The sequence below is a fragment of the Nostoc sp. genome, assembly GCF_036917575.1.
Classification (GTDB): Bacteria; Cyanobacteriota; Cyanobacteriia; order Cyanobacteriales; family Nostocaceae; genus Nostoc.
On sequence record NZ_JBALDC010000093.1, the window covers coordinates 1 to 21,707 of the forward strand.

At 42.1% G+C, this 21,707-nt stretch carries 14 protein-coding genes and 1 pseudogene; 4 read left to right on the forward strand and 11 right to left on the reverse strand.

All coding sequences use genetic code 11. From position 1 onward, the window contains the following. The coding region (locus V7K79_RS26920; protein WP_335052140.1) for a beta strand repeat-containing protein at nt 1-4,026 on the forward strand (4,026 nt) is incomplete at its 5' end. Nucleotides 4,027-4,201: 175 nt separating this feature from the next. Here V7K79_RS26920 and V7K79_RS26925 read toward each other — a convergent pair. The 3 genes from V7K79_RS26925 to fraC form a co-directional block, all read right to left on the reverse strand. Next, nucleotides 4,202-4,981 (reverse strand): ABC transporter permease, encoded by a 780-nt coding sequence (locus V7K79_RS26925; protein ID WP_335052142.1) that lies wholly within the window; start codon nt 4,979-4,981, stop codon nt 4,202-4,204. A gap of 94 nt (nt 4,982-5,075) precedes the next feature. Continuing rightward, the gene (gene fraD / locus V7K79_RS26930) at nt 5,076-6,083 is read right to left on the reverse strand and encodes a septal junction protein FraD (RefSeq protein WP_335052144.1); all 1,008 of its coding nucleotides are present in this window, start codon (nt 6,081-6,083) and stop codon (nt 5,076-5,078) included. Nucleotides 6,084-6,143: 60 nt separating this feature from the next. Next, nucleotides 6,144-6,683 (reverse strand): filament integrity protein FraC, encoded by a 540-nt coding sequence (gene fraC / locus V7K79_RS26935; RefSeq protein ID WP_335052146.1) that lies wholly within the window; start codon nt 6,681-6,683, stop codon nt 6,144-6,146. Nucleotides 6,684-6,921: 238 nt separating this feature from the next. On the opposite strand from fraC, the gene V7K79_RS26940 reads away from it, so the two are divergent. The 3 genes from V7K79_RS26940 to V7K79_RS26950 all read left to right on the forward strand — a co-directional run bounded on the left by V7K79_RS26940 (nt 6,922) and on the right by V7K79_RS26950 (nt 9,576). Continuing rightward, nucleotides 6,922-8,058, forward strand: a complete 1,137-nt coding sequence (locus V7K79_RS26940; protein WP_335052148.1) for a cob(I)yrinic acid a,c-diamide adenosyltransferase — start codon at nt 6,922-6,924, stop codon at nt 8,056-8,058. Between the two features lie 89 nt (nt 8,059-8,147). Then, nucleotides 8,148-8,477 carry a type II toxin-antitoxin system RelE/ParE family toxin gene (locus V7K79_RS26945; protein WP_335052150.1) on the forward strand — a complete coding sequence of 110 codons (330 nt, stop codon included), beginning with the start codon at nt 8,148-8,150 and terminating at the stop codon, nt 8,475-8,477. Further along, complete coding sequence (locus tag V7K79_RS26950) at nt 8,470-9,576, forward strand: helix-turn-helix domain-containing protein (protein WP_335052151.1); 1,107 nt, start codon at nt 8,470-8,472, stop codon at nt 9,574-9,576. Before V7K79_RS26945 ends, V7K79_RS26950 begins: the two co-directional genes overlap by 8 nt. Nucleotides 9,577-9,631: 55 nt before the next feature. On the opposite strand, the gene V7K79_RS26955 is transcribed toward V7K79_RS26950, so the two are convergent. The 8 genes and pseudogenes from V7K79_RS26955 to V7K79_RS26990 all read right to left on the reverse strand — a co-directional run bounded on the left by V7K79_RS26955 (nt 9,632) and on the right by V7K79_RS26990 (nt 21,647). Continuing rightward, nucleotides 9,632-10,600 carry a PleD family two-component system response regulator gene (locus V7K79_RS26955; protein WP_335052152.1) on the reverse strand — a complete coding sequence of 323 codons (969 nt, stop codon included), beginning with the start codon at nt 10,598-10,600 and terminating at the stop codon, nt 9,632-9,634. Next, entirely contained in the window at nt 10,597-15,024 is a 4,428-nt protein-coding gene (locus V7K79_RS26960; protein WP_335052154.1) for a PAS domain-containing hybrid sensor histidine kinase/response regulator, read from the reverse strand. The genes V7K79_RS26955 and V7K79_RS26960 overlap by 4 nt, the downstream gene beginning before the upstream one ends. A gap of 663 nt (nt 15,025-15,687) precedes the next feature. Further along, a complete protein-coding gene (locus V7K79_RS26965; RefSeq protein WP_335052156.1) occupies nt 15,688-15,924 on the reverse strand; it encodes a hypothetical protein in 237 nt (78 codons plus the stop codon). A gap of 717 nt (nt 15,925-16,641) precedes the next feature. Further along, nucleotides 16,642-16,989, reverse strand: a pseudogene (locus tag V7K79_RS26970) (hypothetical protein). Between the two features lie 313 nt (nt 16,990-17,302). Then, nucleotides 17,303-17,449 carry a hypothetical protein gene (locus tag V7K79_RS26975; protein ID WP_335052158.1) on the reverse strand — a complete coding sequence of 49 codons (147 nt, stop codon included), beginning with the start codon at nt 17,447-17,449 and terminating at the stop codon, nt 17,303-17,305. A 196-nt stretch (nt 17,450-17,645) separates the two neighbouring features. Continuing rightward, nucleotides 17,646-18,125: a YbjN domain-containing protein gene (locus V7K79_RS26980; protein WP_335052160.1), complete on the reverse strand. Its 480-nt coding sequence runs from the start codon at nt 18,123-18,125 to the stop codon at nt 17,646-17,648. Nucleotides 18,126-18,277: 152 nt separating this feature from the next. Further along, a complete protein-coding gene (locus V7K79_RS26985; protein ID WP_335052162.1) occupies nt 18,278-19,135 on the reverse strand; it encodes a nitrate ABC transporter ATP-binding protein in 858 nt (285 codons plus the stop codon). A gap of 505 nt (nt 19,136-19,640) precedes the next feature. Continuing rightward, on the reverse strand, nt 19,641-21,647 hold the full coding sequence (locus tag V7K79_RS26990) for an ABC transporter ATP-binding/substrate-binding protein (RefSeq protein WP_335052164.1): 2,007 nt from the start codon (nt 21,645-21,647) through the stop codon (nt 19,641-19,643). Nucleotides 21,648-21,707 lie beyond the last annotated feature (60 nt).

Genomic DNA, 21,707 nt, shown 5'->3' on the forward strand with positions numbered 1-21,707 from the left:
GGCTTTTTGATTAACGGCATAGCAGCAAATGACTCTTCAGGCAGCTCAGTCAGCAATGCGGGGGACATCAACAACGATGGCATTGACGACCTGATTATTGGCGCACCAGGTGCCAAGCTCAACGGCATGTATCGTGCTGGGCAAAGCTATGTGGTGTTTGGGGGAAGGAATCTGGGCAGTGGCGGCACCCTCAACCTCTCTTCCCTAGATGGCACTAATGGCTTTTTGATTAACGGCATAGCAGCAAATGACTCTTCAGGCAGCTCAGTCAGCAATGCGGGGGACATCAACAACGATGGCATTGACGACCTGATCGTTGGGGCATTTAATCCCTACCCCTACGACAGAAATTATCCTTGGCAAAGCTATGTGGTGTTTGGGGAAAAGAATCTGGGCAGTGGCGGCACCCTCAACCTCTCTTCTCTGGATGGCACTAATGGCTTTTTGATTAACGGCATTGCTAGATTTGACGACTCGGAGGGCATCTCAATCAGGAATGCAGGGGACATCAACAACGATGGCATTGACGACCTGATTATTGGCGCACCGGGTGCCAAACCCAACGGCATCCGTAATGCTGGGCAAAGCTATGTGGTGTTTGGGGGAAGGAATCTGGGCAGTGGCGGCATCTTCAACCTCGCTTTCTTGAATGGCACTAATGGCTTTATAATTAACGGCATTGCAGCAAATGACTTGTCAGGCAAGTCAGTCAGCAATGCGGGGGACATCAACAACGATGGCATTGACGACCTGATTATTGGGGCAACTGGTGCCGACGCCAACGGCAAATTTGATGCTGGGCAAAGCTATGTGGTGTTTGGGGGGACAAATATTGCGACTAGCAACACCTCTCCCAACCTGACTGGAACTGCCGATGCAGATAACTTATTTGGCACACCTAGCAATAACATCATTAATGGGTTGACTGGTGACGACACTATAAAAGGCAATGGCGGTCAAGATAAATTTTTGTTTCGCCTTGGCGATGGCGATGATACTATCGCCGATTTTGGTGGCATTGGTAAAGGCACAACCCCAACATCGGCGGTGATTGCCAATGTTGACACCTTACAATTTAAAGGTTCGGGTTTAACTGCCCAAAATCTGCAACTAACTCAAAATGGTAACAATTTAGAAGTGACTTTTGAAAAAGTGGCTTTTACCAAAGTCACTTTGCAAAACTTTAAACTAGAAAACCTGGATAACCTCCCAGCAAGCGGTTCACGACCTGCACTTAGCAATATAGAGTTTGATGGGCAAACTAGCCCCTTCGACAGCTTTGATGTCTTCGATGCTAACTCCACTCAAACTTCGCTATTCAACAAGAACACGGTGACTTTCCTCAATGACCTCAACAATAACATCACAGGTTTTGACAACTCTGCTGATGTGATTAATGGTCAGGGAGGTGACGACATCATCAACGGCAAAAGTGGCAATGACTTGCTCAGAGGTGGTGCAGGCAATGATACCCTTATCGGTGGTGCAGGCAATGATACCCTTGTCGGTAGTGCAGGTGCTGACCCTTTCTTCAACCTCTCTGACTTGAATGGCACGAATGGCTTTATAATTAACGGCATTGCAGAAAGTGACACTTCAGGCTATTTAGTCAGCAATGCGGGGGACATCAACAACGATGGCATTGACGACCTGATTATTGGGGCATCTAATGACCACCCCTACGACAAAGATTCTACTTGGCAAAGCTATGTGGTGTTTGGGGGGACGAATCTGGGCAGTGGCGGCACCTTCAACCTCTCTGATTTGGATGGCACTAATGGCTTTTTAATTAACGGCATTGCAGAAGGTGACTCTTTAGGCAACTCAATCAGCAATGCGGGGGATATTAACAACGATGGCATCGACGACCTAATTATTTGGGGACCAAATGCCAACCCGTATAATAATAACTCTTATCTTGGGCAAAGCTATGTGGTATTTGGGCAAACGAATCTAGGTAGTGACGGCACTCTCAACCTCTCTTCTTTGAATGGTACTAATGGCTTTTTCATTAACGGCATTACAGGAATTGACTACTCAGACGAGTCAGTCAGCAATGCGGGGGACATTAACAACGATGGTATTGACGACCTGATTATTGGAGCAATTATTACCTCACCCAACGGCAAAGATGAAGCTGGGCAAAGCTATGTAGTGTTTGGGGGAACCGATGTGGGCAGTGGCGGTACCCTCAACGTCTCTTCCCTAGATGGCACTAACGGCTTCGCCATTAACGGCATTGTAGAAGATGGCCACTTAGGCTACTCAGTAAGCAATGCAGGGGACATTAACAACGATGGCATTGATGACCTGATTATTGGGGCACGAAAATTTTACCCCGAAAGTTATAATGATGATCCTGGCCAAAGCTATGTAGTGTTTGGGGGAACCGATGTGGGCAGTGGCGGCACCCTCGACCTCTCTGATTTGAATGGTAACAATGGCTTTATAATTAACGGCATTGCAGAAGATAGCAACTCAGGCTCCTTTGTCAGCGATGCAGGGGACATCAATAACGATGGCATTGACGACCTAATTATTTCGTCAAAATATGCTTTCCGCAACGGCAAAGATTTTGTTGGGCAAAGCTATATAGTATTTGGGGGAACGAATCTGGGTAGTGGCGGCACTCTCAACCTCTCTGATTTGAATGGCACTAACGGCTTTTTAATTAACATCATTGCAAAAGGTGACTCCTCAAGCTACTCAGTCAGCAAAGCGGGGGACATCAACAGTGATGGCATCGACGACCTGATTATTGGGGAATATAATGCCACAGCCAACGGCAAACAAACTGCTGGGCAAAGCTATGTAGTGTTTGGGGGAACGAATGTAGGCAGTAGCGGCACCCTTAACCTGTCTGACCTGAATGGCACTAATGGCTTTATAATCAACGGCATAGCAGCAAATGACTTATCAGGGAAGTCAGTCAGCAATGCGGGGGACATTAACGGTGATGGCATTGACGACGTGATTATTGGGGCATATCTTGCCGATCCCAACGGCAAAAATGCTGCCGGGCAAAGCTATGTGGTGTTTGGGAGGACGAATATAAACAGTGACGACACCCTTAACTCGACCGTAACTCCTGGTAATAATGCCCTGACGGGCAACAGCCGTCAAGATACATTTGTGTTTCGCCCTGGTGATGGCAATGACACCATCACCGATTTTAGTGGCATTGGTAAAGGCACAACCCCAACGTCGGCGGTGATTGCCTCCTTAGACACTTTACAATTTATCGGTTCGGGTTTAACTGCCGAAAATCTGCAATTAACTCAAAATGCTAATAATTTAGAAGTTACCTTTGAAAATGTGGCCTCTACCAAAGTCACTCTGGAAAACTTCAAATTAGAAAGCCTCGATAATCTGCCTGCTTCTGGAGCAACACCTGCGATTGGCAATATTCTATTTGATGGGCAAACCAACATCGCCGACAGCTTTGATGTCTTCGATGCCAACTCTACTCAAACTAGCCTGTTCAACAAAAACACAGTTACATTCCTCAATGACCTGAATAATAGCATCACAGGTTTTGAAAACTCCAACGATGTGATTAATGCTCAAGGGGGTAATGACATTATATATGGCTTGAGCGGCAACGATCTATTGCGAGGCGGCGATGGTAATGATACTCTCGTCGGCGGTACTGGCGATGATACTCTCGTCGGCGGTGCTGGCGCTGACTGTTTCGTTTACAACAACGATGCAGCCTTTGGCCTGACTGCTGTTGGTGTAGATGCGATTGCTGATTTCAAAAATTCCCAAGGTGATAAGATTGTCCTAGATAAAACTACCTTTAGTGGCATCGCTTCAACTGCTGGAATAGGTTTTAGTAACAAAAGTGATTTTCAAATCATTTCTAATGGGGAAACCAGCACAGCAAAAATTATTTACGACGCTGTGAACGGACAGTTATTTTACAACCCAGATGGCAGTGCAGCTGGTTTTGGTAGTGGCGGTCTATTTGCAACTCTGACTGGCGCGCCAACTCTGAGTGCATCAGATTTTGTTGTGCAAGTTTAAATGTTATTTTCAGGTAAACATAACGTGAGTTCGACAAGCCCTTTTTTCACCTCTCCCCCAACTCCTCTTTGTGTCGGAGAGGGGAGACAAGGGGGAATTATTGAATAAATCTCTTCTTAGTCTTCCCTCTCTTCCTTGTCTACCGTGTCTCTTTTCAATGCCTAATGCCCAATGTTTAAAATTCGCGTTGTGAAAAGATCAAAATAGCGATCGCTAACAACATAGTACTATAAACTAAGCCGTAACCAGCATTCATAATCAGTGCAGTGTTGTCAGGTAGTGCTTGCAAACCATAAACGGCATCATTTTTCAAATCTAATCGAGATAAATCTGGCAAGAAAAGAAACAAAGCTTGAGTTAGACGTTCCATACCAGGGTTACGGCTCAGACGACCAAGTTGTACTAAATCTTGAGTAATATTTCCGATTAAATATACTGCAAAGGTTAAAACAGTCGCTAGCAAAGAAGCAGTAAAAACACCAAAGGTAATAGCTACGGCAGTAATTAATGATAACTGTAAAAATAAGAAAATTGCAGCAATTAGAATGCTTACCGTAGAATGAGGAATATTACCAAATTGCAGAAATAGCAGATAAATTACTGTCATCATGGCGACAAGCACAGCTAAGACTGCGGATAAACCCAAGTATTTGCCGACGATAATTTCGCTGCGACTAACAGGTTTAGCAATTAATACTAAAATAGTGCGTTTTTCAATTTCTTTATTAATTAATCCTGTACCAATAAATATCGTAATAATTAACCCGATGGCATTCATTGCTGCCATCCCAAAGTCTAAAAACATTTTATCTTCAGTCGTAGCTGCAAATTCAGGAAGTACGCGGAAAGCAGTAGCAAGTACTAGCGCATAAAAACCAATAATATATAGGATGCGATCGCGTACCACTTCCTGAAACACATTCTTTGCCAATATAAAAATTCTGTTAATAGTCATTTGTCATTTATCATTTGTCATTTGTCATTCTGAAAGAGGAGGCAGAAGTTCTTGAATTTTGAATTTTGAATTGATTTCTCCCCCTGCTCCCTCCTCACTGCTGCGGAGGCGGTGAACCAGAAATTAATTTACTGGCGCGATCGCATTCAATTTCTGCAACTGTAATCTTATTCTCGGAATTATTGACTGCTGCAACTGGTTCAATGCGACAAGATTTTTTTAAGTAATAGCCTCGTGGGTTAGAACTTGGGCCGATCCAAATACTTAATAAATCTAATATATATCCAGACTTTGTATTAGCTACACGCGGTTCAACGCGCCATAGTGCCTTTTCTTCATATTTACTCAAGTTTTTTTGAATTATTTCCCTACCCATATTTCCTACCCGTTCTCTGGCATCTAGCAACCATTTTTCTACTTCTGACCAAGGTCTTTTGGCTATTTGTTCTACTACTATTGGTTGAAGTTTTTCCAGAATTACAACGCCGTTTTTAGGAACTTTTACTAATTCTTCTGTTCTCGGAACAAAGGTACTATGTTTAAAAGTATCTGCCTGTAAACTGGGATATTGTCGTAACCAATTATCCATTACAAAGTGAAACTGAATCCAGCAACTTAGCAGCATACTACTAGCGACTAAAATTATAATTCTTTGGCGGTCTTCTGGTTTAGGAATGCGAGCTTTTGCATCGGTATCATTTCCTTCAATAAACTCTGGTATTGCCGTAATTAGTGCTGATATTGTCGGCCAAAAAACGATTGTTCTGGGTGTAATTACATCTCGTTGATCTCCAAATGCAAAAACACTCACTAAAAATCCGGTGATTACTGCCCCGACTGGCATAAAAGTACCAGGAACCCTCAAAGGGTCTTCAGTTGTATACCAAGCTGTACCAGCAATTAAAAACAACCAACCGAAAAAGGCAATTATATCTTTAATATAACCTGTGGCACAATATGAAAGTACCCAAGAAAAAACACTCAAATAAATGAATGTCTGCCAAGAATAAGCTTTGGGTGGAACTAATATTTTTCTAATTCCTGCATAAAGCCCTTCAACAAATTTAAAACCCCCAAAGACATCTTTTAGTAGCGTATTCATATTCCTCCGTAAACCTAATTAATCAATAATTTTGCTTTCTAATCAACACGTAAACTCTTGTTATTTTGAACGAAATAATATAATAATGGTTATTGCAGTATAGCTCAGAGAATTTGCTATTAATATAGTAGTAACTAAATTAGTATTTTGGAAATTAAGGCTAGTAAAACGCCGTCGTTGCAACCGTTGAGATGTCTGAGGATCTTCTTCTTGTTTAGCAAATGATTCATTTAATGAAAATAGTAAAACCCTTAAGATGAAAAATTTCATCAAAAACGTCGTAAAAAAAATTATACAAGCAGCTAAAATAATTAAAGTTTGTGTATTTGCTAATTTAAAATTATTAAAAAGAATATAGTTAATTAATTCTGATTTCACCTGTATCGGCAATAGTGGTTCTGATGCAAAAAATATGGACCAACCAATTACACTCGAAAATAGATTGATAGAAATTGCATAAAAAATGCTGGTTTTTTTGTCAAATTTTAGTCGATAATGCAAAACATAAGCTTCGATGGGGATGGCAATCAGTACAAATAAAAAGTCAAACAAAAATCCACCAATGGGAAAAATCGTGGGAAGCATCCAATTGTCAGGCATAAATGGTTGAAGGTAAGGGTTAACTGTAGTGAGTATAACTGGCATAGTAAGGGTGATGGGGGAAATTATCCCATTGTTCTTGTCATTTACTATGTGGGTGTGCCACTATTCCTTTGTTGATATTGTTAATAGATCGAACTGATCCTTGTACAGAGGCGTTAAAGGGGCAGTTTTTCTACCTGAGAGTACAAGAGGTTAGGTAAGATTAAAGACTGCCATAGTTATAGCTTTTCAAGAGATGACAAGGAACGGTATTGGTATTCGGACAGTACAAGCGCGTCAAGAGCGGCTTATTGGTCAAATTCACGTCTACGATGGTCTGGGTAAAGGAAAATCTCAAGCGGCTTTGGGGGTGGTTTTGCGCTCCATAGGCTTGGGAATAAATACGTCTGGCAATTCTAATCGTGTTTTACTGCTGCGGTTTTTAAAAGGGCCAGAACGTAATTATGATGAAGATGGCGCGATCGCAGCTTTACAACGCGGGTTTCCCCATTTAATTGACCAGGTTCGCACCGGGAGAGCGGAATTTTTTGGGCATGAAGAAATTACCACCTTTGACCGAGATGAAGCAATGCGGGGTTGGGATGTCGCTAAAGGTGCGATCGCTAGTGGTTTATATTCAGTCGTCGTCTTGGATGAAATTAACCCCGTTCTGGATTTAGGTTTGCTACCAGTGGATCAAGTAGTAAAGACATTAAAATCCAAACCCCAAGAGTTGGAAATCATTGCTACCGGACGCGCCGCACCCCAAATGTTGCTCGATATTGCAGATTTACACTCAGAAATGAAACCTCATCACCACCCAACAGCCAAAGCCCTCTTCCTGGAAGGAATTGAAATTTATACCGGTGCTGGTAAAGGCAAGTCTACCAGTGCTTTGGGCAAAGCCTTACAGGCGATTGGTAGGGGGATTAATCATCCAGGATCTACTCGTGTGTTGATTATGCAATGGCTTAAAGGTGGTACTGGCTACACAGAAGATGCAGCAATCGCCGCTTTGCAACAGTCATATCCAGAAGTGGTGGATCATCAGCGTTGCGGTGGAGATGCGATCGTCTGGCGAAATTCCCGACAAGAATTAGACTACGTAGAAGCCGAACGAGGTTGGGAAATTGCAAAAGTTGCGATCGCCTCTGGATTGTATAAAACTATTATTCTCGATGAACTCAACCCCACTGTTGACTTAGAACTACTTGCCGTTGAACCCATTGTCCAAGCTTTACTCCGCAAACCCCGCGATACCGAAATCATTATCACTGGGCGTTGCCAAAATCCACCTGCGTACTTTGATTTGGCTAGCGTCCACTCTGAGGTTTATTGCCACAAACACTATGCTAATCAAGGTGTAGAACTTAAACGAGGTGTAGATTTTTAGGCGTTGCTGATTAGTTGATATGCTAGATTTTCTGGGAAAATAACAAATTTGTTTACCAAAATGGTAAACTTATATTAGTCTAGTAACGCATGGAAATCACCTTCGGTAACAGCAAACTGCAAAAGCTATGCGAACAACAAAACTTAGCGCAAAAAAAATTGGGTGTAAACTGTGCCAAGAAATTGACAGCCCGATTGGCTGACCTTGCAGCTGTTAGCTGTCTCAAGGAATTGTTTGCAGGTCATCCCCATCCCTTAAAAGGAGATTGTGCAGGTGAATTTGCAGTAAACCTAGAAGGTGGTAAACGACTTGTATTTAAACCAGACAACGATCCCATCCCCCTTACCGAGGATGGAAGCATTGAGCGGTCAAAAGTTACTGCTGTTTGTATTGTTTCCATTGAAGATTACCATGATTGAGACAACCCGTACTTTTACTCCAGATTGGGTATCTCCTCCCGGTGATACCATCGCTGATATATTAGAAGAGCGTGATTGGACACAAGTACAGTTAGCAGAGCGGTTAGGCTACACTACCAAACATATCAGCCTACTCATCAACGGCAAAGCACCTATAAACGAAGAAACAGCCCTGAAGCTAGAACGAGTTTTAGGGAGTACAACAGCATTTTGGCTCAATCGTGAAGCCCAATATCGTGCTGGTTTAGCACGGATAGAAGAAGAAAACCGCTTAAAGGGATGGACATCTTGGTTAGAGCAATTACCAGTCAAAGACTTGATGAACCAAGGTGTAATTCCTAAGTGCCGTTTAATTGCCAAGAATAAGCCTGGTTTGGTAAAAAAGTTACTGCAATTTTTCGGTGTTGCCTCGCCAGAAGATTGGCAGAATTATTATGCAGGCATGGAAGTTGCTTTTCGTCGTACACGCGAAGATCAAAGTGATATTGGTGCTATTTCCACTTGGTTAAGGTTGGGGGAAATAACAGCAGAACAATTAGACTGTCCCAAGTACAGTAAACCAAAATTTGAAAAGGCGGTGCGGCAAATTCGTACTTTGACGGTGTTACCGCCAGAAGAGTTTGAACCAAAGATGCAAAAGTTGTGTTGGGAAGCAGGAGTTGTACTTGTTTTAGTACCATCAATCAAGAGAGCGCACGTCAGTGGTATTGCACGGTGGTTAAACCCGCATAAAGCACTGATTCAACTTTCGCTTTACGGTAAAACTAATGATCGCTTCTGGTTTAATTTTTTCCATGAAGCGGCACATATTTTACTACATGAAAAGGAAAATATTTTTCTTGATGAATGGAATAGTCAGGAAAGTTTGAAATCTGAGCAAGAATGCGAAGCAGATCAATGGTCGCGAGAATTTTTGATCCCACCTGAGCATGAAGGGGAATTAGCCAAGCTTAAGTATGAAACTGATGTGATTGATTTTGCACAACGGATCGATATTCATCCTGCTATCGTTGTAGGTCGGCTGCAACACGATCGTCTAATCGATCAGTCTTGGATGAATGCTTTAAAACTGAATTTGCCTTTTCAAGGCATAGAATAAACAGACAAAAGTCGATATATTGAAAATAGGGTAGAAATATGTGAAGTTTGGTCTACTAGCGGGAATTTATACTTCCGGGTAGTAAAATATTTCGTACAAAGCGATCGCGTCCTGCTGCCTTTGCTTTATACAACGCTTGATCCGCAGCAGCAATCATTTCTTCTAAGTCAGAATCTGGCTGAGGAATTTCCGTCGTAAACCCAACACTAATAGTTACATGAGAACTAACTTGGGAATTTTGATGAGGAATTGCTAGTGTTCGGACAGCATGACAAATTATGTCGGCAACATGAGTCGTCCCCTTGGTGTCTGTGTTAGGTAAAATTACAGCAAATTCTTCCCCACCATAACGGGCAACTAAATCTCCGGGACGTTTAATAATATCTTTGAAAGCTTGAGCAATTTTCTGAAGACAGCGATCGCCTGCCCGATGACCATAGGTATCATTATATAATTTGAAGAAATCAACATCGCAAAGAATCAGAGAAAGCGGACGTTGCTCGCGTTTTAGGCGCTGCCACTCTTGGGAAAAATACTCTTCAAATCCTCGGCGATTAGCTACTTGAGTTAATACATCGATAGTAACTAATCGCTGCAATTCCAGATTCGCGGCTTCTAGTTTTTGCTGTAACTGAGATTGCTGAATCAAGCGTTTTACCCGTTGTCGCAAAACTGGCCAGTGAATCGGTTTGGTAACAAAATCTATTGCTCCCACCGCAAATGCACGGTCAACTGACTCTTGATCGTCAAGTCCTGTAATCATTAAAACTGGAGTGTGCTTGTTACAATCTAGAACTTCCAACTGAGTGCAACACTCGAATCCATCCATATCCGGCATCATGGCATCAAGGAGTACTATATCAGGGTGCAGTTGGTTAAAAACATTTATTGCCTCTATACCATTTTGAGCTTCCGCTATTTGATAGCCTTCCCGCTCTAAGAAATTCCGCAGTATCAGGCGAATAAAAGGTTCGTCATCAACAATTAAAACTAAAGATTGGCTTTCTTCAGCAGTGGCTTTCATAGTGCTTCCTTCGCAAGTTCTTTTTCTAAGGCAGTTTTAACTTGTTCATATTCCTCATACAGTAGTGAAAGTAATTCTAGATTGTTTTCTAATTTACTGCTGCGTGCCTGTGATTCTAACATCTTGCAAAGCTGCGCTAGGGCGATCGCTCCAATAGAAGCACTGCTGGACTTGAGTTTGTGCGCTGTATTCCATATAGTCTGGATATCCTGACTTGCGATCGCTGTGCTAATATGTTGCACTAATTTGGCTGTCTCTGCAAGATAACACTCAACTAGTTCCGCAAATGCCACACGATCTCCTTGGACCATATTTCGCAAGGATTGGAGGATTTTGGGATCTATTTTGCCGCTTTTTAATATTTGGTTTTGTTCTGAGTGTAAGATATTTGGCGAAGGTTGCAATTCTGGGCGCATCACTTCCTTTTGTTGTTCGATGGAAGTGAATTCAAAATTTCTTTGGGGTAGACATTTGCTGAGTGCCTGAGCTAACTCTTGCAACTGAATGGGTTTGCTAATGTAGTCATCCATACCAGCAGCAAGACAAACTTGGCGATCGCCCCGCATGGCATTGGCAGTTATGGCGATGATATGCGGACGAAAACCCACCTCCCATTCTTGACAGATTCTCCGAGTTGCTTCTAACCCATCCATTTTGGGCATGTGGACATCCATCAACACTACGTCAAATCGCTGTTTTTGCAGAGCTTCAATCGCTTCTAGGCCATTGGTTACGACATCTGCGCCATAACCTATTTTCTGTAGCATCAGTAGGGTAACTTTCTGATTAACAACCGTGTCCTCTGCCAGAAGAATCCGCAGTGGTAATCGATGACCCAAATGCCGATCGACCGAGGGAAAATGAGAAATATTGGCTAGGATCGGCTGATTTCCCAAAACACGAGTAATAACATCGTAGAGTTGAGAGTGTTTGATCGGTTTACTCAAACAAGCAGCAAACTGGACATCATTAAAGTCAGAAGAAGTTTCTACTTTCGCTAAAGAGGTCATAATCACTAAAGGCAGATTTTCACAACCAGATTGCTTGCAGATTTGACGAGCTAGGGTTGTGCCATTCATTTCTGGCATCTGCATATCTAAAATAGCAATATCAAACTGCGCTCCTTGAGCAAGTTTAACTAAAGCTTCTTTACCAGATTTGGCAGCATAAGTTTCCATCTTCCAAGACTCTGCTTGCAAGCTGAGAATTTGGCGATTGGTCAGATTGTCATCCACAATCAATAGTCGCTTGGACGCAAGCAGCGGCGAAGTGCTTAATTCAGCTTGTTCTGACTGAGCAGCCACTTTGGTAATAATGGTGAAGTAAAATGTTGAACCTGGTGAAGAGTCAGGAAATGATAATAATTTTTCCTTATTCCATCTAGGGCTAGGATTACCACCAATAAATCCCTGGCTTTCTACCCAAAGAGTGCCGCCCATCATCTTACTGAGCCGCTTACTAATCGCCAGTCCTAGCCCTGTGCCACCATATCGTCGAGTCATGGAGACATCAGCCTGAGTGAAGGGTTGAAATAATCGCTCTATTTTCTCTGGTTCAATGCCAATACCTGTATCTTTGATCGCAAATTGAATTTCGTAGAGAAGTTGCTCTTTTTCAGATTGGGGATTGGGGACTGGGGAGCAGGGGAGCAGGGGAGAAGTTGCAGTAAGTTTTTCCCCTCTGCCCCTCTGCCCCTCTGCCTCCTGCCCCCTGCCTCCTGCCCTCTGCCTCCTGCCTTCCCCAATTCCCAGTTCAATACAGAGTACTACTTCTCCGGTTTCGGTAAACTTAATGGCATTGTTGAGAAGATTCATCAAGACTTGGCGCAGACGAATCAAATCACCGACAATCTGAGTGGGAACTTGAGGCTGGATCAGATAAATTAGTTCGATATCCTTTTGGGCAGCTTTCGGAGCCAAAAAGGAAATAGCCTCTTCTACACAAGCTCTCAAATTAAAAGGCTGTTCTTCTAATTCCAGTTTGCCTGACTCAATTTTGGAGAAATCTAGAATATCGTTGATGATCGTGAGTAAAGTATCTCCGCTACTATGAACTGTTTGCACAAAGTCTTGCTGTTGAGGTGTGAGGTCAGTATCTAACAGTAGACTTGTCATAGCAATCACAGCATTCATTGGAGTCCGAATTTCATGGCTCATCATCGCCAAAAACTCACTTTTTGCCCGATTTGCGGCTTCTGCCTGACGTTTTGCCCGCTCCAAAGCAAAATTTTTCAAGGTAAGTTCTTCACGTTGGCGTGTTTCTTGTTCCAGTAAGTGAGCTTGTGCTAGAGCAATGCCTAGTTGAGCCGCCACAGCTTCTAGTAATTCGATTTCGTCTTGTGTCCACTGGCGAAAATAGCTGCACTGATGTAAGCCGATCGCACCATTGGGTTCTCCTTGATAGGAAGTGCGGATTGACAGCATAGACTTCAGCCCAATTTTTCGGCAGATAGGTTGAACCATTTGCAGTAAAGGCTCAACGTACACATCTGGAGAAGCGATCGCACTTTCTTGGGTCATCATCTGCTCGGCATGGGGATTGTTAGTTATGGGGACTTCCAATTTCAACATGGAGCAGTAACCAGGGATTGTACTATACTCTGCTACTAAGGGAATTCGGGGTGTGGGGTTACTAATGTAAGAGTGGATCAAACAGCGATCAACTGCAAATGTTTGTCCAATTTGGGTAGCAGCCGTCTCAAAAATTTTGCTGGTATCAAGACTTTGACGAATTTCCTGAGTAATTTGTTCAAGTAGTAAAGTGCGATGTAATTGCCTTTGCAGTGCCTCTTTAGCTCGTTTGTGTTCGGTAATGTCGTGATTGATGCCAACAGTCGCAACAGTTTCCCCCTGTTCATTTTGTAGAGCGACTATGGTTGTTTCGCAAATTCTTTCACTGCCATCTTTGCGAATAAAGTGTATTTCCCCTGACCAGCGTCCCTGCTGGTTGAGTGTTGATAAAATGTTGGCGTTTAATGTTGCGGCTACTTCCGGCTGAAGCAAAATACTGGAATGTTTAGCCAAAATCTCGGCTTTGGTATAGCCAAACATACTTTCAGCAGCAGGATTCCAGTCAATAATACTTCCGGTTAAATCTGTGATAATTACGCCATCATGCATGTTTTCAAAAGTGAGGGCTTGCCAACGCAGATTGGCTTCAGCTTGCTTGCGTAAACAAAGCTGATTATAGACATCGCTAATATCTCTCTGAATGCCAATAAAGTGGCTTAACTCACCATTCTCGTCATAAATAGGAGAAATACTCAATTCATTCCAAAACAAAGTTCCATCTTTGCGATAGTTGCAGAGAACAACTTTGCAACTTGTTTTAGTTTGCATAGATGAGCGTAATTTATTAAGTGCCAGTTGCTGGGTATCTATGCGTTGCAAAAATCGACAGTTTTGCCCAATTACATCAGTAGCACTGTAGCCTGTTATTTGCTCAAAGACAGAGTTGACGTAAATAACTCGATTGTAGGCGAGTTTGGCATCGGCAAGAATAATTCCACTACTGGTAGCGGCAAGTGCCCTCTCTCTCAGCCTCAAGGTTTCTTCAACAAGAAAGGCAGAGGGCAGGAGGCAGGAGGCAGAAAGAATACTGTCTCCTGTCCTCTGCTGCGACTGTAGGGAGCAAGGGTCTGAGTCCCCCACTGAAATCTCTGAAGAAGTGGTATTTATTTGGTGGGGGTCTGAATCCCTAACCATTTTCTTCCCTTCAGCTCTCTGCTCTCTGCCTCCTGCCTTCGGTTCAACCAGTTTCAAATCAGTAATGTCAAACATAAACCCCCTCAGCCCGATCGCAGTTCCAGCTTGCTCAACGACACTAAAAATGTCTCGCAGCCAAACAACTCGCCCATCAGCAGCTAACATCCGATATTCCAATTGGTAATTCTCGCATTTAGCAGTTGCTTCTTGATAAAAACGAATAGACTTTTCCTTGTCATCTGGATGCAGATGATTAACCCAAAAATTTTCCTTGTACCACTCTGCGATCGGATAATTTAGCAAGTCTACCGCTTGCGGTCCAACGTAAATAAATCGCCAAGTTTTCAAGTCCAATTCCCAAGGGATAACTTTGACAGTTTCTAGCAGCTGTCGCCAACGATTTTCACTGGCGCTCAGGGCAATTTCTACCTGTTTCTGTTCAAAAATCCTGTGAGTTAACTCCTGATTGATTGCTGTTATTTGTTCGTTTCTTGCATTCATTGCCAGGGCAAAATAGATTGATAATGTCAACGTGACAACAACTAATAACCCTGCAATCAATTCTACTGGTGTTGATAATCTTGGATTGTGGATTAAAAGTCTCTGCCAGAGTAGGAATACAGAGATTGAGAAGAAAATCCCCAGTAACAAAGCGAATAATTTTCGTTGACGGAAAAATATCACAGCTTTGAACCAGTCATATAGGTGCTGTTTTATCACTTATTAACTCTCTAGCACTTTCAGGGCTTATTACACTAACCTTTACTTTTAAGTAATCTAAAATATCAGTAGCAAGGGGGAAATTACGGAGTTTATTTTTAGCTAATATATCAAGATTTTTATATATTGTATTGCCAGAAAAACTTAATCATTTCTGATTGTCATTACGCTTCTTTTGATACCAATTCTGTATAAAGACGCATGCACATCTCTTTTGTAAGGTTGGGAGGTGTCAAAATAATATGCAAGTTCACAGAGAATTAGTATGAGAGCGGTATCTGTACTAGTACACTGTGGCGGAAGTTTGTTTACCTTTAACAAGTTACTTTGAGCAACTTATCTGGTTAATTAGGATGTTAAAAGTTACTACAAACCAAAAGATCCCCTACTTTCTTTAAAAAGTAGGGGATCTAAGCCTCTCGCTGGAGAGCAAATCAAATATAGCGCTTCTTGCACATTTTAAGTAGACTACGCCTGCGATCGCAACAAAAGGGTAATGGAGATTCAAAACCAATACAGTCCGAAATCAGCAACAAAAGCCAGATTGTAGAGATGCGATTTATCGCGTCTTGATTTATCTTGAAAGACCAATTATCTACAGCAATAACCCTTAACCCAAGCGTATTAAATTAAAAACAAGGGTTAATACCATTCGCTTGTACTTTAGATTACAGCTTCTTGACGTTGACAATCAAAAACAACGGTGTAAGAAGCATTTGGCACTTCCTGATGGAGGTGGCGCATATAGCCATCGGCATCAGAACGGCTGCGGAAGCGAGCAATAATCTCTCGTTGTGTATTAGGAAGTTGACGAGCGATCGCCCAAGAATTGAGGCGTTCTTTATACGCAATAGTTTGATTGTCTGATTGGGAAGTTCTGTTATCCGTATTTTCTGGCATAATTATGTTAACCGTATGAAGTTTAATGAAGGGCGTTAATTAGTTTCTAGGTAGGAATGCACCAACGCTTTTTTTAATGCTACTGCCACCTTGTTATTCGATTATTTATGATTTGTCAACACTGAGCGCTATATTTTAGACCAATTAAGTTGGAATTACAGGTGGCAATGAATCTCAAAGCCTTAATTTGCAATTGTTTCCAGGATACAACAATGTTCAAGCAAAAAGTTTGGTAATTATTAGGCTTGCGTGATTTGTATGTATATACATAAGTAAAATCAGCATCAGTGATTAAATAAGCATTATTGTCTGAAAAGATACTATTCAAGTCTAAAGAGAAAATGAATAATAACGTGCGTAAATTAATCAGCACATACTTTTTATAAGTATGATTAGTAAAGCTACATTGCGGGTATCTATATTTTTTATAGTTAGTTGAAAATAATTAACTTTTCACAGTTGTTTTAAATATTCAAAAATAAATTTTTCTTCAGCTTTTGACTAGAGCTTTAGGGACAACTCATAATCAAGTTTTAAAATTAAAACTTCATAATTAATTATCACAGAATAGTTCAAAGATTATCGACAAAATTATAATTATCGATAATGAAAACACCATTTTTAACATCAATAATTCAAAACCTAGCAGAGAAAAGGGGAGTAGTAGTTTTAATGGATTGCTCCCCTTTTGAATTCTTTTTCAATTCTATTTCTTCACTACTCCCGATTTAGTAAAGATTCAAATTCAGCTTTTAAGGTGGTTATATCCGCTAACCTTGTGACTAATAGATTGTCCTTACCAGCATCATTTAAACGCACTTTTCAATAACGAATACTGTCTGAGTTATTCAACCAAAACTTAATCACGGTATCTACTACTTGATCCAGATTCCAATCCCACTTTGCTGGAACTGATTCTACTGATTTTAAAAACGTATCTAGTGTACACCTATGCATTCCCAGGTATTCTACCCTTTGTTGGGGTGGTTTTTGTCTATTTTGCTGTTGATGATTAAAAAACTGCAAAAGTGGAGATACTCCGACAATATCAAAAGTGTATTTCATATCAGTACTCCCAATTTTATATTACTTATAGGAAATATTTAGTTGGATGTAAAATAATATCTGTAAGGGAACTAAAGTATCTACAAAAAGTTTATTTTTGGTCTATATCATAGGCGTTAAACCTCAACGATAAATTAGCACTTACAAGCATAGAGTGCTAAGATTTATTTTAGGTTTCAGGTATTAATATAAAGGATACACATATATTTAATAATTATTTAATTAGTTATGTAAAGACTTGTAAAAGCTTGATTCTCCTTAAAGGATGTTTTTGAAGACTGATGATTACCAACAAAGCGGCTATGTAATGAAATCAGTAAGTCAACACATATTTTAGACGGCAATGGAGTCTCTCAAGCAAACCGCCTTTCTGGAGCGATCGCACCCAAAATGCAGATGGAGTCAAGTCAAGGGAATATAAACCTAAATTAGATTGACAGTGCAATTTTAAAAGTGTCACTTACTAAACTCGCTTTTTGGTGAAAGCAGTGATACTATTTAGTTGTGTGAGGAGCAAGTTAAGAATAAAAAGCGCCTGGGGTGGAAACACGGCAACACTCCCAGGCGCTTTTTATTGGTACACAGAAAAAAGTTTTTGCATCGCCCCAACCAGATTGCAATACATCGGATGTAGCAATAGCGCAATCTAAAATTCCTTAAGCCGCACCATATTCAGCTTGTAAGTCTTCATCGTTATTATCAGCGATCGTTGCCACAATGGTAATTAGCCGAGACACTTCACCAGGAGATAACTCTGCTAAAGTACGTGTCGATATCACAACCACCCGGTTTTCAATAATACCGAAACGCGCTTCAAAAGTACTAGAGCAGTTTAGCTCCAAAAGATACCGCATCAACTTAGGTTCATCTTTGGCAGGTAAATTTAGCACCGCAGACCAAACTGTTATAGTGTCTTCATCGGTTGTCCCGTTGAGTTGGACAAATACTTCCACACTTCCATATTTAAACTTCCAGTGATAACCACCCTCTGGAGTCTGGCTAACCATCGCACTATCATCTTGTTCCAAAGAGTCGATGACATTTTCAATTACCTCAAGATGGTTAATGCTCGTCGTCTCGCCAATTAAAGCATTAACGGATTCGTTATTAGTTACGGTTTCTGGATAGCTTGTCATACAGATTTTTTCTCAACATACTCGCTCTACACATACTTTATAACTTGTAGACGTAGTTGTAGAGGCAATCCATGAATTGCCCCTACTAATTGCAAGATTGTTCTTGCTATCATCTGGTACTATTTATTTTGCAAAAATAAATAACGATTAGCTCAACCTACGTCATCATGGGCAAAGCGGTTAAAGAGAAAGTCTAAGGCATAGTTACGCAGTTGGTAGTATTGTGGATCTTCCATAATGCGGCTGCGATCGCGGGGACGACCAAAAGGAATTTCCATAACTTCACCAATTTTTGCATGGGGGCCATTGGTCATCATCACCAATTTATCTGCTAAAAATAGTGCCTCGTCGATATCGTGGGTAATCATCAGCACTGTACAACGGTTATCGCCCCAAATTTTCAGCAATTCTTCTTGTAATTCTTCTTTGGTGATCGCATCCAGCGCCCCAAAAGGTTCATCTAAAATTAAGACTTTCGGACGAATCGCCAAAGCACGGGCGATAGAAACTCTTTGTCTCATCCCACCAGACATTTGCATTGGTTTCTTTTCCATTGCATCAGCCAGTCCCACCATTGCTAAATGATCGCGGACTATCGCTCTTTTTTCGGCTTGTGGTTTGTTAGGATAAACGGCGTTAACAGCTAAATAAATGTTTTCAAAAGCAGTCCGCCACGGTAGCAAGGCATAGTTTTGGAAGACAACCATCCTGTCTGGGCCTGGTTTGGTAATGGGTTCTCCTTCCAGCAACACTTGCCCGGAAGTGGGAAAGTTAAAACCGGATACCATATTTAACAGCGTCGATTTGCCACAGCCAGAGTGGCCGATGACGCAAATAAACTCGCCCTGTTCGACGTTGAGGTTAACGCCGTCGAGTACGGTGAAGGGGCCTTTCTTTGTAGGATAAACTTTGGTAACGTCTTTAATTTCTAGGAAAGGTCTGCGGCTGGTGGTTGCAGGGGCTAGTGGTTTTCCTAATGTGTTTGTAGCTGGAAAGTTGGGGTTTGGCATGGTATTTGGGGATTAACAAAGTGCAATTTCATATTCAGCCCTCACTTTTTTGCTTATCTACGGTGTATACACAAGTCTGAAATTGCTTACTCACTTGGTTTTTCGCGTCAGTTTTACCCCACCCTAACCCTCCCCTTGGAAAGGGGAGGGAACAAGATTTTCCGGTTTCCCCCCTTTATAAGGGGGGATTAAGGGGGGTAATTTGACTTGTGTGTACACCGTAGCTTCGCTTGTAGGGAAGGGGTTAGGTCTTTTGTTGGTTTTTACAGATGATGTAAAAAGTCAAATCATTAACGGAGTTCAAAGCCTCATTAACAAAGTTCAAAGCCTCATTAATGGAGTTCAGAGGTTCATTAATGGAGTTCAAAGGTTCATTAACGGAGTTCAAAGCCTCATTAATGGAGTTCAAAGCCTCATTAATGGAGTTCAGAGGTTCATTAATGGAGTTCAAAGCCTCGCGCGTGATGTACTACTTCTTCCACTTCCTCTTTCTCTCACAACTTTTTTATGAAGCAAGTCTTCTTCTAGGTGCATCAAGAACAACTTCCGCGACTGAAAAATCACGTTTAATCTCCAAACTGTTGAGATAAGCGATCGGATCGTCGGCGTTAAAGGGAGTACCATCGAACAGTTTAATCGGTTGGCGAATATAGCTAATATCCAAACCTAATTCTCGTGCGGCGGTGCTGAAAACACGGACTTGACACACCCGTTCAACAACTTCTACCCAATTTCTGGGAAAGGGAGTGTCACCCCAACGTGCCAATTGACTCATAATCCAAATTTGTTCGGTGCGGCTGGGGCGGTTAATGGCAGAGTCAGAATAAAACTGGTGGTGGGCATAGTCTCGCAACGGATGGTCTAAGTCACAGGTAAGACTATCTGAATCTTCGAGTTGAATGTATTCTAAATCAGTGCTGACGTACTCTCGCCCTGCTAAAATTTGGCGAATCTCCTGGGAATTATCGGGATTTGCACAATACTGGCAAGCTTCTAACAAAGCTTTGGTTAAGGCGATATGCGTATTTGGATAATTTTCTGCCCAATCTTCTCGCACTCCCAGAACTTTCCCAGGGTGTCCCAGCCAAACTTCTAAGTCGGTAGCGATGGTAAAGCCGACACCTTCTACAGCCGCGCGGTAGTTCCAAGGTTCGCCGACGCAGTAACCATCAATGCTTCCAGCTTTTAAGTCGGCTACCATCTGCGCTGGGGGAATGGTTTTCATATCGACATCGCCATCGGGGTCAATTCCTCCAGCCGCTAGCCAGTAACGCAGGAGCAAGTTGTGCATAGATGCGGGATGTACTACCCCCATTGTATGCCTTTGTTCGTGGGTGAGAATCAGGTGATTTCTGAAATCTGATAAGGTTTGCACGCCTTGGTCGTAAAAGCGTTTTGCTAAGGTGATGGCGTTACCGTTGCGAGTCATGGTGAGGGCAGTGACAACGGGTAGAGGTTGGTTATTATGTCCTCCCAAAGAAAGCCACATCGGCATCCCGGAAGGCATTTGAGCCGCATCCAAATAACCGCCACTTATGCCATCTTCTATACCCCGCCAGCTACTTTCCCGCACTAGGTTAACTTCATCTAAACCATGCTTGACAAAAAAGCCTTTTTCTTTAGCAACTGCTAAGGGGGCGCAAGCTGTCAAAGGTAAAAAGCCAATTTCTAGGTTAACTTTTTCCAATCCATGACGGGCAATGTCGGCAGTTTTCCGCGCCCGAATTTTCTTAATTCGTTTTTGCTGATTGAGGAAGTAAATCATCTCACTCCGCAAACTGTAGTAGCTGGGATGTTCTACTACTTCCATCCGCTTGCGGGGTCTGGGAATATCCACTTCTAAAATGTCGCCGATTTTAGATTCGGGGCCGTTGGTTAACATCACGATTCTGTCAGATAACAGCACTGCTTCATCGACATCATGTGTCACCATCACGGCAGTAACTTGATTTTCTTCACAGATTTGCATCAGTTGTTCTTGCAAATTGCCGCGTGTGAGTGCATCCAATGCACCAAAGGGTTCATCTAGCAAGAGTAATTTGGGACGAATCGCTAAAGCGCGGGCGATCGCTACTCGCTGCTTTTGTCCGCCAGATAACATTCCCGGCTGTTTGTCAGCATGGGGACGCAAACCCACCATATCTATATGTTTTTCGACAATGGCTTGGCGTTCAGCTGCGGGTAAACCCTTCATTACTGAGTCTACGGCGAGGGCAATATTTTCTCTAACTGTCCGCCAAGGTAATAGCGAATAATTTTGAAAAACCACCATCCTATCTGGGCCTGGCTTGCTGATTCTTTGTCCTTCTAATGTCACAATACCTTCACTGGGCAAATCCAAACCTGCAATCATATTTAATAAGGTAGACTTGCCACAACCGGAGTGACCAATCAAAGAAACAAATTCTCCTTTTTTTATTTGCAGGTCGATTCCTTTGAGGGCAATATATTTGCCGCCACCAGTTAATTCAAAAACTTTATCAATTTGGTCAACAGCAACAAATGTAGACATAGTAACTTGGTATTGATAATTTGGTTACAAAATGCGGAGGAGGAAAAAGACGCGGGTACG

Excerpts from the sequence above, each read along its gene's own strand:
- V7K79_RS26950 (WP_335052151.1), top strand. The coding sequence starts at position 8,470 with ATGATTGAGACAACCCGTACTTTTACTCCAGATTGGGTATCTCCTCCC.
- V7K79_RS26980 (WP_335052160.1), bottom strand. The coding sequence starts at position 18,125 with ATGACAAGCTATCCAGAAACCGTAACTAATAACGAATCCGTTAATGCT.
- fraD (WP_335052144.1), bottom strand. The coding sequence starts at position 6,083 with ATGAATACGCTACTAAAAGATGTCTTTGGGGGTTTTAAATTTGTTGAA.
- fraC (WP_335052146.1), bottom strand. The coding sequence starts at position 6,683 with ATGCCTGACAATTGGATGCTTCCCACGATTTTTCCCATTGGTGGATTT.
- V7K79_RS26925 (WP_335052142.1), bottom strand. The coding sequence starts at position 4,981 with ATGACTATTAACAGAATTTTTATATTGGCAAAGAATGTGTTTCAGGAA.
- V7K79_RS26985 (WP_335052162.1), bottom strand. The coding sequence starts at position 19,135 with ATGCCAAACCCCAACTTTCCAGCTACAAACACATTAGGAAAACCACTA.
- V7K79_RS26955 (WP_335052152.1), bottom strand. The coding sequence starts at position 10,600 with ATGAAAGCCACTGCTGAAGAAAGCCAATCTTTAGTTTTAATTGTTGAT.
- V7K79_RS26945 (WP_335052150.1), top strand. The coding sequence starts at position 8,148 with ATGGAAATCACCTTCGGTAACAGCAAACTGCAAAAGCTATGCGAACAA.
- V7K79_RS26940 (WP_335052148.1), top strand. The coding sequence starts at position 6,922 with ATGACAAGGAACGGTATTGGTATTCGGACAGTACAAGCGCGTCAAGAG.
- V7K79_RS26965 (WP_335052156.1), bottom strand. The coding sequence starts at position 15,924 with ATGCCAGAAAATACGGATAACAGAACTTCCCAATCAGACAATCAAACT.
- V7K79_RS26990 (WP_335052164.1), bottom strand. The coding sequence starts at position 21,647 with ATGTCTACATTTGTTGCTGTTGACCAAATTGATAAAGTTTTTGAATTA.